At 67.9% G+C, this 14028-nt stretch carries 11 protein-coding genes, 1 tRNA gene and 1 pseudogene; 5 read left to right on the plus strand and 8 right to left on the minus strand.

Going from position 1 to position 14028, the window contains the following annotated elements:
* Positions 1–13: 13 nt before the first annotated feature.
* Together G3I56_RS43135 and G3I56_RS03010 are read left to right on the plus strand one after the other, a co-directional pair.
* A pseudogene (locus G3I56_RS43135) lies at positions 14–178 on the plus strand (histone-like nucleoid-structuring protein Lsr2); the annotation flags it as partial.
* Between the two features lie 308 nt (positions 179–486).
* A complete protein-coding gene (locus G3I56_RS03010; RefSeq protein ID WP_164406965.1) occupies positions 487–1062 on the plus strand; it encodes a hypothetical protein in 576 nt (191 codons plus the stop codon).
* A 16-nt stretch (positions 1063–1078) separates the two neighbouring features.
* Here the strand turns inward: G3I56_RS03010 and G3I56_RS03015 are convergent, their stop codons facing one another.
* From G3I56_RS03015 to G3I56_RS03045, 7 genes are all read right to left on the minus strand, one after another.
* A complete protein-coding gene (locus G3I56_RS03015) occupies positions 1079–1489 on the minus strand; it encodes a hypothetical protein (protein WP_164406966.1) in 411 nt (136 codons plus the stop codon).
* Between the two features lie 353 nt (positions 1490–1842).
* Entirely contained in the window at positions 1843–2277 is a 435-nt protein-coding gene (locus G3I56_RS03020; RefSeq protein WP_164406967.1) for a J domain-containing protein, read from the minus strand.
* 42 nt (positions 2278–2319) lie between these two features.
* On the minus strand, positions 2320–3984 hold the full coding sequence (locus G3I56_RS03025) for an AMP-binding protein (RefSeq protein ID WP_164406968.1): 1665 nt from the start codon (positions 3982–3984) through the stop codon (positions 2320–2322).
* Positions 3985–4024: 40 nt separating this feature from the next.
* On the minus strand, positions 4025–4573 hold the full coding sequence (locus G3I56_RS03030; RefSeq protein WP_164406969.1) for a DUF3592 domain-containing protein: 549 nt from the start codon (positions 4571–4573) through the stop codon (positions 4025–4027).
* A gap of 113 nt (positions 4574–4686) precedes the next feature.
* The gene (locus G3I56_RS03035; RefSeq protein ID WP_164406971.1) at positions 4687–5292 is read right to left on the minus strand and encodes a lytic polysaccharide monooxygenase; all 606 of its coding nucleotides are present in this window, start codon (positions 5290–5292) and stop codon (positions 4687–4689) included.
* A gap of 121 nt (positions 5293–5413) precedes the next feature.
* Positions 5414–6541 (minus strand): SPFH domain-containing protein, encoded by a 1128-nt coding sequence (locus tag G3I56_RS03040; protein ID WP_164406972.1) that lies wholly within the window; start codon positions 6539–6541, stop codon positions 5414–5416.
* Between the two features lie 95 nt (positions 6542–6636).
* A complete protein-coding gene (locus tag G3I56_RS03045) occupies positions 6637–8094 on the minus strand; it encodes a peptidoglycan-binding protein (protein WP_164406973.1) in 1458 nt (485 codons plus the stop codon).
* A gap of 180 nt (positions 8095–8274) precedes the next feature.
* Between G3I56_RS03045 and G3I56_RS03050 the strand changes: the two genes are divergently transcribed.
* From G3I56_RS03050 to G3I56_RS03060, 3 genes are all read left to right on the plus strand, one after another.
* A tRNA-Lys gene (locus G3I56_RS03050) sits at positions 8275–8348 on the plus strand.
* Between the two features lie 450 nt (positions 8349–8798).
* The gene (locus tag G3I56_RS03055; protein ID WP_164406975.1) at positions 8799–10832 is read left to right on the plus strand and encodes a cellulose synthase catalytic subunit; all 2034 of its coding nucleotides are present in this window, start codon (positions 8799–8801) and stop codon (positions 10830–10832) included.
* A complete protein-coding gene (locus G3I56_RS03060) occupies positions 10829–12766 on the plus strand; it encodes a kelch motif-containing protein (protein WP_164406976.1) in 1938 nt (645 codons plus the stop codon). The genes G3I56_RS03055 and G3I56_RS03060 overlap by 4 nt, the downstream gene beginning before the upstream one ends.
* A gap of 138 nt (positions 12767–12904) precedes the next feature.
* Here G3I56_RS03060 and G3I56_RS03065 read toward each other — a convergent pair whose 3' ends face one another.
* Positions 12905–13936, minus strand: a complete 1032-nt coding sequence (locus tag G3I56_RS03065; protein ID WP_164406977.1) for a glycoside hydrolase family 6 protein — start codon at positions 13934–13936, stop codon at positions 12905–12907.
* Between the last annotated feature and the right edge of the window lie 92 nt (positions 13937–14028).

The raw sequence follows: 14028 nt of genomic DNA on the forward strand, positions 1-14028 counted from the left end.
TTTCCTTAAGGTCGGCCGCAAGTCGGGCAGCGCGCCACGTCACCGTGGTCGCAGCAAGCCGGCTGACGGCCCGGATCCCATCAAGGTGGGCGAATGGGCTAAGAGCCAGGGCATTGTGGTCAATGCCCGCGGCCGAGTGCCGCGTGACGTGATCGAGAAGTACGAAGACAACCACTGATCGCGGGTTCGGTGGCCTGACCCGGAGTCGAATCGATCCCGGCAGGCACCACCGATCGATCCATATACCAAGGTCCACAGACCTCTTGCACGGGTAGTCGCCGTTCGGTGATGCCTCTTTCCTCAGCACCGAGGTGCGAGCTAGACCAAGTAGGCGCACGCTGGAGGTAGGTCTCACTAATGCTCGAATCGGTTGCGAGAGAACCCGTTAGCAGATTCTCGGCTGTGGTTTGAGGCAGCAAGCACCGTGATGTCGAGTTCCGGTGATGACGAACTCTGGTCAACCACTCATCATGACTGGAGGTTGCCGTGAGTACAGCAACTGATAAACCTCTCAGCGGAGTTCAAGGGGAAGGCTTCGCCTCTCCTCTGGTGAAGTTCTTGAGGCGCCTGCACCTGCTGAGCAAAGAAACAGACAAGGTTACACTGCGTGGCACACCTCCAAGCTTGCAGGTGCTGACGTCCGGCGCACTCAGCGTAACCAAGCTCTGGACAGCGGCGGCAGCGGCCGGTGGGGCAACAACCTTCGCTACTGCCTGGGCTGCCTTTGTGGGCGCAAGCGATTCAGTCAAGATTGCAGCCATTGCCAGCGCAGGGTTCCTACTGGGGACACTGGCGGTCGCGATCGCAATCATCGTCAAAGCTGATGTCTCTAATCGAGCCGCAGCGACGAGTTCCAGAGTAAATGCGCGTGCTCTGGTTGCGGCTGAGTACCTGCGAATTATCGGTTCACGCATAGACGAAGACACAGACGCACCCGCCAAGGAGACCAGCGAGGACGATCTCATCGCATCCCAAGACGTAGGCACGCTGTTCCATCAGGCGTTCATGCAGATGGAACAGCAGGTGCAGGATCAAATAGCCAATGCTCAGAGAACTCGCTGAACCGGCCGAGTACTCATCAAGCCAAACCATTGACCGTTGATTCCGCCTGTGCGTCCGTCCGCCCGGCCGACACCTGAAGCCCTCGTCCATCGGACGCGGGCTTCCCCTTGTTGATCGCCAGTTCCTCCGGCTCGTCGCCCACCGAGATACTGAGCTTGACGTCGCGTAGGCCCGCAACGCGTGCGCGCGTCGCCTGGCCGGTGTCGTAGGTCAGCGCAGTCACCTCGCGTCCCGAGTTTGCGAGGTTCGGCGGAGGCGCCGACGGCGCTGTGATGAAGGCGGTCACTCCGACCGTTTCGGTGAAGTCGTCCAGCCGGATGTGTACGTGCTCGGTGAGCCGTCCACGAGCATGATCGGACGCCACTGGCCCGCCTCGGAGGCGGATGATCAGGCGAGTGTTATCGCGCACCACGGGCTCAGACACCACGTGCCAGAACGAACCGGTCGTGTCGAGAACTCGTGCGATGCCAATCGGCGAGCCGTCGTCGAAGCGGGCCTCTACGACCTGTTCCTGTGCCTCAGCGCCGGCCCACAGCGACCCCAGGTTGATGTACCGGTGGTTCAGGACGATCGCACGCAGCTTCGGTGGCGGCGCGGAAGAGGTGGCGGAGGCGCTGTCACTACGTTGATACGGACCGGCACCAGCACTATGAGATCGTCAACCATGATCCGGAACCGGTCACTGCGGAGGCCAGACGCATCGTGCGCCGACAGAGCCCGGACTCGAAGCCGCAGCCTCACCGCCGAGACGTCGCGACATGGCCGCGGCTCGACCACCTGTCAGAAGTCTCCGCAGTGCTTCAGTACCCATGCGTAACGGATGGTCGAGTAGTCGCTGAGCCTCACCGTGATGATCTGGTCACGCGGCGTCTCGCCGATGGCGACGGACCCGAAATCCACCGCCGCAGGATCGAGCACGATGACTCGCGTCGACGGAGTTGGCGGTGGAGTCGGCTCGCGGTACTGCTCACGCTTGGCGTTACGTTCCGCGCCGCGGTCGAGATCGTAGGCAGCCCGGTTGCCTGGGTCCCTCAGCGTTTCGTACGCCAGATTGAGCAGGACCATCTCCTCGTGGGCCGCCGCCGCGTCCTCGGACGGGCGGCCGTCAGGGTGGGTCTGCCGCATACGGGTGCGGAATGCCTTGCGGATGGCGGCCAGATCCGCGTCGTTCGGAACCCCCAGCACGGCGGACAAATCGATGGACGCGGTGTTCATGATCGCCCCCGTGCTAGCGCGGGCCCTCGTTGGCCCGGCGCCCTATCTGCTCAGCAGCTCCTCGCGCCCCCGCTCCCGGTAGCGCTCCACCAGGCCCGCCACGTCGTCGCCGGTCAGCCTGCGGTACGTCGGCTCGTCCGGGGGGCGCCACCACACCGGGTCCGGGCAGCGGAAGCCCTCGCGTCTGAGTCCGGCCCGGTGGATCTTGTTCGTCGCGGTGACCGGCATCCGCCGTACGACCCGTACGAACCGGGGTGCCATCTTCGTCCCCAGGTCGGCCTGCGCGGCCAGGAAGGCGGAGAAGGCGGCGGGGTCGAAGGTGCCGGCCAGGGTTGCCATCACCTGGTCGCCGGCCACCGGGTCCGGCACCGCGTACACGGCGACGGCAGCGGCACCCTCGTACCGGGCGAGGATGTTCTCGATCGTCGCGGCGGCCAGGTTCTCGCTGTCGACGCGCAACCGGTCGTCGGCGCGGCCCGCGAAGTACAGGAAACCCTCCGCATCCCGGTAGAAGAGGTCGCCCGTCCAGTACCAGCCATCCCTGCGGCGGGCCGCCTCGGCCTCCGGGTTGCGCCAGTAGCCCTCGAAGGGGTTCCGGCCCCGGTTCACCAACTCCCCTATCGCCGCTGTCCCGTTGAGCAGCCGGCCCGAGGCGTCCAGGATGGCCGGCGGGCACTCGGCACGGGTCGCAGGGTCGACCACCGCGAGGTCGTCGTCCGGGGCCGCCCGGCCGACGGCACCGGCCGGGGTGCCCGGCGTCCACCGCACCGCCGCCCCGCCCTCCGAGGACCCGTAGCCCTCCACCAGCCGTACCCCGAACCGGCGTTGGAAGGCCGCCGCGTCCACCGCCCCGGCCTCCGTGCCGAAGCCCAGCCGCAGGGGGTTGTCCCGGTCGTCGGGCCGGGCGGGCGTCGCCAGCAGGTACTGGACGGCCCGGCCCACGTACGTGAAGTAGGTCGCCCTGTAACGGCGTACGTCCGTCAGGAAGCCGGAGGCCGAGAAGCGGCGGCGCAGCGCGACCCCGGCGCCCGCCGCCAGGGCCGGGGCCCAGTCCGCGATCACCGCGTTGCCGTGGAACATCGGCATGCAGACGTAGTGCACGTCGTCCGGGCGCACCCCGAAGGTTCCGGCCAGCGTCCGCCCGGCGGCGGCGAGCCTGCCCTGGGTGCAGATGGCGGCCTTGGGGGCACCGGTCGAGCCCGAGGTGAAGTAGAGGAGGAGGCGGTCGGCGGGGGTGGCGCGGGAGGCGTCCGGTTCGGCGTCCGCGTACGGGGCCAGGAGGTCCTCGTACTTCGGTGTGTCGGTCAACAGGAGGCGTACGCCGGGGAGTTCGAGGTCGGCGAGCAGCGGGAGGTGGGTGCGCGCGGTGATCAGGACCGGGCACTCGGTGTGCAGGATGTCGCGGGCCAGTTCGGGGCCCCGGCGGGTGGGGTTGATCCCCGCGACGGCGGCGCCGGCGAGGGCCGCCGCGCTCAACCACAGCGGGTATTCAGGGGTGTTGTCGAGCAGGACGCCCACGTGCGGCTCGGCGGCCGGCGGCAGCAGGTCGGACAACAGCGCGGCCCTCGCCGCCGCGCCCGCTGCCACCTCGTGATGCGTGAGCGTCCGGTCCTCGCACCACAGCCCCGGCCGGTGGTCGCCCCACCGCGCCGCCACGAGTTCCGCGACCGTGCGCCCGCCCGGCCCGTTGGGTTCCGTGAACTCCATGGGCGCGCACGATAGTTGACATGCCGTCAGATGTGGAGGGTCACGGCGACTCCGTGGTCACGTCCCAGCCCTCGGGGAACCCGTCGACCGTGCCGGAGTCGGTGCTGCTGTAGCCGCTGTCGTCACCGAAAAACATGTCGCCAATCGGTTCGAAGATCTGGCTGTACGTCACCATGAACCCGATACAGAACACCACCATCACCCCGAGGAACCCAAGGATGCCCGCCAGTGCCAGCCCATGGCGGACCGGGCTCGGGCGGTGTGCCGTGGCGTTGATCCGCTCGCCCTCGCTGTAGAAGACGGTCACGTAGTCGCCCTCGATGACCGTGCCCGGGCCGTGCGGTTCCTCGAAGCGGACGGTGCGGCCGTCGCGCGCGACGAACTCGTACACGTGATGCAGCGACGTGTGCACGGAGGAGTCGCCGGACCCTCCGCTGGTGGTCGTGTAGGTCCGAATGCAGCGCGCCTCGGCGGTCAGCCCGCTGTTCCAGGCGCGGCGCATCCGCAGCACCCGGCGGATCACGAACGCCGCCATCAGGACGGTCATCACGATGATGAGCGTCGGCACCCCGTAGAACATGAAGTCCATGGCGGTTCCCCCGGTCTTTCGTTCGGTACGGCTCCCCGTACGCCGCCTCACCTGGTCCTGGGGGCGTACGGGGAACCTACCCGTGGGGGGTCGCGGATTTACTCAAGGAATGCTCAGAACCTGACGTCCGAGCAGGCGTAGAACGCGTTGGCCGTGTCCGCGATCGTCCACACCGCGACGATCACATGCCGACCGCTGAGCCCGGACGGCAGGGTTCCGGCGTGGGAGAGCGTGGCCGGCGGGCGCTGGCCGTTGTAGGGGACCGTGAGGAACGGGGTGAGGTTGAGGTCCGAACGGGCGAGGGCGTGGTTCTGGTTCCAGCCGGACTTCGTCACGTAGTACTTGAAGTCGGTCGTGGCGTGCATGGCGGTGAACTGCCAGCGGAAGGTGTAACTCTGACCGCCCGTCACCGCGGTCGCCGGCCAGGTACCGCCGGACGGGGTCCTCGGCTGGTTGAGCGCGCCGAAGTTGCCGTGGTTCGCCGAACAGATCTGGCCGTCGGCCGGTCCGGCGGCGGGGAAACCCTTGGGGCCCTCGACGCTCTGCGGCTCCCACTGGATGTCGCCGCAGCCCGTCACGGTGCCGTTCTGACAGAGCTTCTGCCTGCTGACGGGAAGGTCGGTGTAGCCGTGGCCGCTGGCGCCTCCGGTCGTGAGGACGAGGGCGCCGGTGGTGGCCAGGCCCACTATGGACGCGTACCACCTGGTCTTTTTGCGCATGCTGCCGCTCCTGCTGAACGTGGGGGAGGTTCAAGTGAGACGTGCAGGTCTAGACCAAGCCTCAGATTATTACGACGTAATAGGCATGTCCAGACCAATCACGGGCTCGACTCCCCCACCCTCACGCCCCAGGCTCGCTCCGTCCCGAGCAGAACGCGACCGTCAGGTCCTTCACTAGAACCTTGCGTTCGTAGTCGTCCAGTTCGACCAGGCCGCGCAGGGTCAGCCGGGTCACCGTGTCCTCCACCGAGTCGACGACCGAGGTGAGCGTGGCCGCCCGGTGCTGGGCGTCCAGGGCGGCGATGCGGCGGCGGGTCATCGCGGCGGCGACCTCGGGGGCGTACTCGACCCGGACCGGCAGTACCGAGAACACCTCCAGGCCGACCGGGGCCGTGTCCGCCGCGACCGCCCGGGTCAGCGCCTCCCCGGCCGCCTCCATCGCCCGCTTTCCCGCGCCCGGCATCTCCACCGGCACCCGGACGAGCGCCGCCTCGACGCACTCGCGCAGGTAGGCCTCGTGGTCCTCGACGCCGAGCGTGGCCCGCGCGGTGTCCCGCACCCGCCACACCACGAGGACGACGACCCGCAGCGCGACCCCGTTCGCGTCGGCAGCCGGCATCGGCTCACCGCGCCAGTGCCGCAGCCGTACGTCGACCCGGGCACGCAGGAGAAGCGGGTTGACCCACAACAGGCCGGTGCGCCGGACGGTCCCCCGGTAGCGGCCGAACAGGCCGAGCACCCAGGCCCGCCCGGTCCGCCCCCGGGCCAGCCCGCCGAACCCGAACAGCCCGAGAGTGCCCGCCCCGGCGTACGCCGCCCACTGGGCCGGACCGAGACCGGCGCCCGCGTACGCCGTCGGCAGCCGCAGCGCCTCCACCGCGAGGGGCGGCAGCGCGCCCGCCCACCAGGAGGTGAGCACTCCCCCGGCCACTCCGGTGGCACCGGCGAGCACACCCACCGCGCCGGGCAGCACCCGCGCCGGGCGCTCCACCAGGTCGGGATCGACCGTCGGAACCGCCGGGCGCGGCGTCGCCGGTGCGGGTCTGCGGATGCGCGGCTGTTCGCCCGTACCCTGCCTGCGCCCCACGACGGCGGGCCGCAGCGGCACCGACACCGGGTCGGGTTCGTCGCGGAACAACAGGTGGACGGGGATCTCGGTGGTCGCCTCGTTCTGGATGAGCCGGGCGGGCCGGGGGCCACTGTCCGGGGATCCCTCGGGCTCAGGTGTGTGTTCGGTCGTCGTACTCATTTGTGCCTCCAGCCTCCGCGCCAGATGCGTTCATGCCTGTTTTCGTGCGTGCGCTCACATGCGTTCGTTCATGTGTGCGGGCGTGCGTGCGTGGGTTACGAGGTGAAGAGGCGGCGCCAGGTCTCCGGGCCCGGGTAGCCGTCGGCCGCGCCGCCCCGCCAGCCCTGGGCGCGCTGGAAGGCCTGTACCGCGCGGCGGTCCGCCTCGTTCCAGAGGGAGTCGGGCCCGGTCGTGTAGTACCGCCCGAACCCCTTCTTCACCAGCTGCTTTCCGAGCTGGGTGACGTACGGGCTGCTGGAGCCCGGCCGGAACAGGCCCCGTCCGGGGAAGGAGGGGACCGCTTTTCCGGCGGAAGGTGGACCGGGCGCGCCGGGGACCGTTCCGGGGGTGGTTGCCGGAGCCGTTCCCGGAGCCGCTCCCGGGGCGTTCCCGGTCGGCGGGCCTTCCGGACTGCCCCCGGCCCCGATGTCGTTGCCCGTCCCGGTCACCAGCAGTGCCCAGGTGCGCGGCCCCGGCAGTCCGTCCGCCGCCGTGCCCTGCCAGCCCTGGGCCTGCTGGAACGCCCGGGTCGCCCTGCGGTCCGCGTCGGACCAGCGCGGGCCGGGGCCCGAGGTGTAGTAGCGGGCGCCGCCACGCTCCACGAGCATCCGGCCGAGCCGGGTTACGTACTTGTTGCTGGCGCCGGTACCGAAGTACGTCCGCCCCGGGAACCGGGCCACCGTGTCAGAGGAGGCGCCGGGTGCCGAGCCCGGCGCGCCCTCCGGGTCGTCCGTACCGCCGGTGCCACCGGTGTCGCCCGGGTCCGAGGTGCCGCCCGTGTTCGCGGCGAGGCCCTTGTAGCGGTAGGCCTGATAGCGGTCCGAGTGGCTCCAGTAGGAAAGCGGGGTGGCCTGCCTGCGGGCGTGCGGGCGGGTCTCCTCGTAGGCGATGTAATAGGTGTGCGTGTAGTCCGTCCAGCCGCCGAAAATGACGACGTGTGAGCCCTTCTCCGGGTCCGTCGGATTGTGGAACAGGAGAATGTCGCCGGGTTGCAGATCCTCCTTGGGAATGCGCACGCCGTACTTGTCGAGGCTGCCCGTCCATTCGTTCCCGGCGAGGTTCCAGGCCATGGAGACGAAGCCGGAGCAGTCCTGCCGGTAACCGTCTCCCCAATAGGTGACCATGCTGTACGGCACCCGGGCGGCGACCCAGGTCCGGGCCCGATTGATGATCTCCGCCCGGGTGGTCGTCCGGAGCTTGTCCAACGCCGGCTTCCCGGACGGGCCGTGCAGCGGGGCCTTTCCGCCCTGCGGGGTGTCAGGCTCGTCACCTGCGGGTACGCCCGGCCGGTGGGGGGCCTGCGGGGCGGCGGCGGCCGGCAGGGCGAGCCCGGCGCCGAGGACCGTCGAGGCCGTCGCCGCGACGACGAGGGTCCGGCGGACTGCCGTACGGGCGGGTCCCGGGCCTGTTCCCGACACCGGTCCGGAATACGGTGCGGCTCGTCGCCGGTGAACACATCCGGGGCATTCGCAGTCGCTCGCGGGATCGAATTCCTCGAATACCGGAGTCGCCATACGATTCCCCTCACGTCCCAGGCGATGACTTGCACGCTTCTGCACCCTCGCAGTTTCTCAACTGTCACCCGCTGTCGCATGTTGACGGTCCGAATGATGTACAGCCGGCGTTCGGCCGGGCTCGGACCCCGGCGGTCCGGACCACTCGTCGGGGTCGGGTAGAGTTGTCCGCGTCACCGCGCGCCGCTAGCTCAGTTGGTTAGAGCAGCTGACTCTTAATCAGCGGGTCCGGGGTTCGAGTCCCTGGCGGCGCACAGACACACGGCAGGCCCTCCGCTGATGCGGGGGGCCTGTTCGCATACACCGCGTAAGCGCTCCGAAACCATCCGTGCACAAGCGGTCCCAATTGCACCAATCAGGATCAACAGCCGTCACAATGAGTGCGTATGACCGGTAAACACCATGTTTCGCATCTTGCGATCATGCTGAGCGGCATAGAACCCTGGGCGGCAAGATGCTGCGGATACGCAGTCATCGGGGGCGGACCGGTTGCGTCGGCACGGGGATGGGGCCCCGTTCGTGAACCGATGCCGAGGGGGCATCAGTGCAACCGGAAGGGCACTCTTCCATGTCTATAGAGTGTGGATTATGGATGACGTGGGGGCAGAGGTCCATTAGTGATGCGTCTGTGACGGTCGAGGGGGGCCAAACAGACGTATAAGAACCGACAAACACGCGGCTGTCCGCGTGTGGGGGGACGACTCATGACGTCGACGCCGACGGGCGCCCGGCATAACTCCGATTCATCACAGACGGCCCAGCTCAGGCTGCCGTCGAACCGGACCGGCGGTTTCCGCCGGATCAAGAAGAGCCTGCCGAAGTACGACTACGAGCACTACAGCCGGCTGGCCGGACCCCTCACACAGCCCGACCCGACCAAGCCGTACACGGTCAAGTACCGGTCGCTGCTCTCGCAGGAGCCGCACCGCATACGGGCCGCGCTGATGCTGGGTGCGGCGCCGCTGCTCTCCATCGTCCTGCTGGTGTGGCTGCTCCAGCCCGCGCACTGGACGGAACGTGACTACCCGGCCTTCGACTTCCTGCCGGCGCTCGACATCGTGATGCTTGTCTCGATCGGTCTGATCGAGCTGTTCCGCTGCCTGAACGTGCTGTCGAACGCGCACGCCACACTCGTCGCCCGCGACCCGATCCCGGTGGTGCCCGAGACCGGCACGAGAGTGGCCTTCCTCACGTCCTTCGTGCCCGGCAAGGAACCGCTGGACATGGTGACGAAGACGCTCGAAGCCGCAGTGAGAATCCGGCACCGCGGCCTCATGCATGTCTGGCTGCTGGACGAGGGCGACGACGCCGACGTGAAGGCGGTCTGCGCCCGCCTGGGTGTGCACCACTTCTCCCGCAAGGGCATCGCGAAGTGGAACCAGCCCACGGGCCCGCACCGTGCCAAGACCAAGCACGGCAACTACAACGCCTGGCTCGACGCGCACGGCGACGACTACGACTTCTTCGCCTCCGTCGACACCGACCACGTGCCGCTGCCCAACTACCTGGAGCGGATGCTCGGCTTCTTCCGGGACCCGAACATCGGCTTCGTCATCGGCCCGCAGGTGTACGGGAACTACGACAACTTCGTCACCAAGGCCGCCGAATCGCAGCAGTTCCTCTTCCACGCGCTGATCCAGCGCGCCGGCAACGCCTACGGCTCGCCGATGTTCGTGGGGACCAGCAACGCCGTACGCATCAGCGCGCTGAAGCAGATCGGCGGGCTGTACGACTCGATCACCGAGGACATGGCGACCGGCTTCGAGATCCACCGCCACAAGAACCCGGCGACGGGGAAGAAGTGGCGTTCGGTCTACACGCCGGACGTGCTCGCGGTCGGTGAGGGTCCCAGTGCCTGGACGGACTTCTTCACCCAGCAGATGCGCTGGTCGCGGGGGACGTACGAGACGATCCTCAAGCAGTACTGGAAGGGCTTCTACTCGCTGCCGCCGAGCAAGCTCTTCAACTACACGATGATGATCATCTTCTACCCGATGTCCGCCCTCAACTGGATCCTGGCGGCGCTGAGTTGCGCGCTGTTCCTGGGCCTGGGCGCCTCGGGTGTGAACATCGACCCGACCGTGTGGCTGATGCTGTACGGCAACGCCTCGGCGCTGCAGATCGGCCTGTACATCTGGAACAGGCGCCACAACGTCTCCCCGCACGAGCCGGAGGGCTCCGGCGGTGTGGCGGGCATGGTCATGTCGGCGCTGTCCGCGCCGCTCTACGCGAAGGCCCTGATCGACTCGGCGCTGCGGCGCAAGAGCAAGTTCGTGGTCACACCCAAGGGCGACTCGGCGAGCCCGGACCGCTGGTTCGGTACGTTCCGCTACCACTGGTACTTCATCCTGATCTTCGGCGGTTCGATCGCGGCCGGTTTCGTCTTCGGGCACGTGCATCCCGCGATGGTCATCTGGGCGACGTTCGCCACGGCGATCACCGCGACACCGATGGTCGTCTGGCGGCTCATGCTGCGCCAGGAGAAGAAGAAGCTCGCCGCCGGCCCGGCCGAACCGCAGGACGCCGTGCCCACGCCGCAGCCCTTCGTACCGGCCCAGCCGACACCGCAGGCGCCACACGCCCCGCACACATCGCACGCCCCCCACTCCACCCACGCGCCGCAGCACAAGCCCCAGTGGGCCGCATCCGGCGGGACGGGCGGGGGCAGCGTAGGGGGCGAGGGCAACGACCAGACCATGCAGATCGCCCTTGGTGGACTTGGGGGACGTAAGGAATGACAGACCGTGCAGGCCGCCGCCGCGCCCGTCGACTCGCGATCGGCACGGCGGTGGTCCTCGCGTTGGCGGGGATGAACGGGCCGTGGGTGTACCGCTTCAGTACCGAGAAGTACCACGACTACAAGATCAACAGACCGGAGTACAAGGCCGAGAACGGCAAGTGGCAGGTGGTGAACTTCCCGGAGAAGTACCGGCAGAACACCATTCACGCGGCCCTTCTGCACACCGGCAAGGTCCTCCTCGTCGCGGGCTCCGGCAACAACGCGGACAACTTCGACGCGAAGAAGTTCGACACCCGTATCTGGGACCCGGTCAAGGGCACGATCAAGAAGATCCCGACGCCCGCCGATCTGTTCTGCACCGGCCACACGCAGCTCTCCAACGGCAATCTGCTGATCGCGGGCGGTACGAAGCGGTACGAGAAGCTGAAGGGTGACGTCACCAAGGCGGGCGGCCTGATGGTCGTCCACAACGAGAACCCGGACAAGCCGATCACCCTGCCCGCCGGCACCAAGTTCACCGGCAAGGAGACCGGCAAGACGTTCGTGTCGAAGGACCCGGTCGTCGTGGAGCGTGCGACGAAGGTCTTCGACAAGTCGACGGGCGCGTTCCTGCGCAATGATCCGGGGCTCGGCCGGATCTATGTCGAGGCGCAGAAGAAGGGCTCCAAGTACGAGACCGGTACGCAGGACAACTACCGCGTGCAGGGCCTCTCGGGCACCGACTCCCGCAACACGTACGGCATCGCCGAGAAGCTCGCCCTGGACAAGAAGGACTTCCAGGGCATCCGGGACGCCTACGAGTTCGACCCGGTCGCCGAGAAGTACATCAAGGTCGACCCGATGAACGAGGCCCGCTGGTACCCCACGCTCACCACCATGTCGGACGGCAAGATCCTCAGCCTCTCCGGCCTGGACGACATCGGCCAGCTGGTGCCGGGCAAGAACGAGGTGTACGACCCGAAGACCAAGAAGTGGACGTACACGACCCACACGCGCCAGTTCCCGACGTACCCGGCGATCTCGCTGATGCAGAACGGCGAGATGTTCTACTCCGGCGCGAACGCGGGCTACGGCCCCGACGACGTCGGCCGTGACCCGGGCGTCTGGGACGTGGCGACCGACAGGTTCACCAAGCTGAAGGGTCTGAGCGACCCGAAGTTGCTGGAGACCGCCGGCACGGTGCTGCTGCCGCCGGCGCAGGACGAGAAGTACATGGTGATCGGCGGGGGCGGGGTCGGCGAGTCGAAGTTGTCGAGCAGGAAGACGCGCCTGATCGACCTGCTGGATGCCAACCCGAAGTTCACGGACGGCCCGTCCCTGGAGAAGGGCACGCGCTATCCGCAGTACTCGATCCTGCCCGACGACACGGTCATGATCTCGGGCGGTTCGGAGGACTACCGGGGCCGCGGCGCCTCCAACATCCTCCAGGCCCGTATGTACGACGCGAAGACCGGCAAGCTGAGGAGGGTCGCCGACCCGCTGGTGGGGCGGAACTACCACTCGGGCTCGATCCTGCTGCCCGACGGCCGCGTCATGTTCTTCGGCTCGGACTCCCTGTACGCGGACAAGGCCGACACCAAGCCGGGCAAGTTCGAGCAGCGCATCGAGATCTACACGCCGCCGTACCTGTACGGCGACGCGCAGCCCTCCCTGTCGGGGGGTCCGCAGACGATCGCACGTGGCGCGTCGGGCACCTTCAAGTCCCAGCACACGGCCACGATCAAGACAGCCCGTCTGATCCGCCCGAGCGCCTCGACCCACGTCACGGACGTCGACCAGCGCTCCATCGCCCTCGACCTGAAGAAGACGAAGGACAGCATCACGGTGACGGTCCCGAAGAACCGGAACCTGGTGGAATCGGGCTGGTACATGCTCTTCGTGACAGACGACCAGGGCACACCGAGCAAGGCTCAGTGGGTCAAGGTGCCTTGATCGGGCTGCACAAGCCGGTCGGCGCCCTTCGAAAGAAGGGCGCCGACCGGCTTGTGTCCTTTAGGGGCGCGGGGAACTGCGCGACCAGCCACGTGCGACCCGCAGCCGACAACGCACAGCCCCCCCCCACCCTCATAGTCACTTGCTAGCTTTCGCCAGCTTCAGCGCATACGAGGCCCACCACTGCCCGGCCTTCGGCCCCCCCTTGCACTCCCCGTCGGACTCCCCCGGCCGCTTGACCCACAGATACGCGTCGACAAGCGGATCGGCCGTCTTCACGGTCGGAGACTCCCCGAGCGCCCTCCCGGGAGGGTTGCACCAGTTCTCAGCAGCCTCGCCCCCGGTGTAGGGGCCGTTCCCGTTGCGGGACGTGTCCACCACGAAGTGCTTTCCCCCCACCTTCGCCGAGAGCTCCTTGCCATAGGCAATGGACTCGGCCGTCGAGTAGAAGTTGGACACGTTGACGGAGAACCCGTCCGCCTTGTCGATGCCCGCCCACTTGAGCGGCTCGAAGATCTGGTCGGGATGCGTCCATCCCGCGTTCCCGGCGTCCAGGTACACCTTCGTGTTCTTCAACGCCGACAGGGTGTCGATCGCGCCGCTCAGCAGGTCGTACCGCTCCTCGTGGAACTCGTCCTGGGTGCAGCCGTCCACCAGGTGGAGGATCGCGTCCGGTTCCAGGATCACCGTGGCCGCGCGGTCGCCGATGCCCTTGGCGACGCCGTCGATCCAGGCGCGGTAGCTGTCGCCGTCGGCTGCGCCTCCGCTGGAGTACTGGCCGCAGTCGCGGTGCGGGATGTTGTAGAGGACGAGGAGCGCGGAACGGTCCGCCTTCTGCGCGGCCTCCGTGAAGCCGCGGGCCTCCGCCTCCGGGTTCTCCGGGCTGATCCACTCGCCGGTCGGCTGCTCGGCGATCTTCCGGATCTGCTCGGCGTCGGTGGTCTTGTCGTCCTTGACATACGCGGCGACCTGTTCCGCCGCGTTGCCGTCCGGGTTGACCCAGAACGGGTTGGTCCCCTTGGGCTGCTGGGTGATCCGGGCTTCCGTCTCCTTGCCCAGCTCGTCGCCGTCCCCCTTGTCGGAGGACCCGGAACAACCGGTGAACAGCAGTGCCGCCCCCAGCACCGCCACGGACGCCCGCCCCCAGGTCGCCCCCTTACTGCCGAACATCGGACTCCCCCTCGAATGCACTGTCCTGGTCCCCCCTGGATTCAGTGTCGTAAGCCTCAATCCTGACATAGGTGGCCGGACACCCACGAGGT

Source organism: Streptomyces sp. SID12488, from assembly GCF_010548275.1.
Classification (GTDB): Bacteria; Actinomycetota; Actinomycetes; order Streptomycetales; family Streptomycetaceae; genus Streptomyces.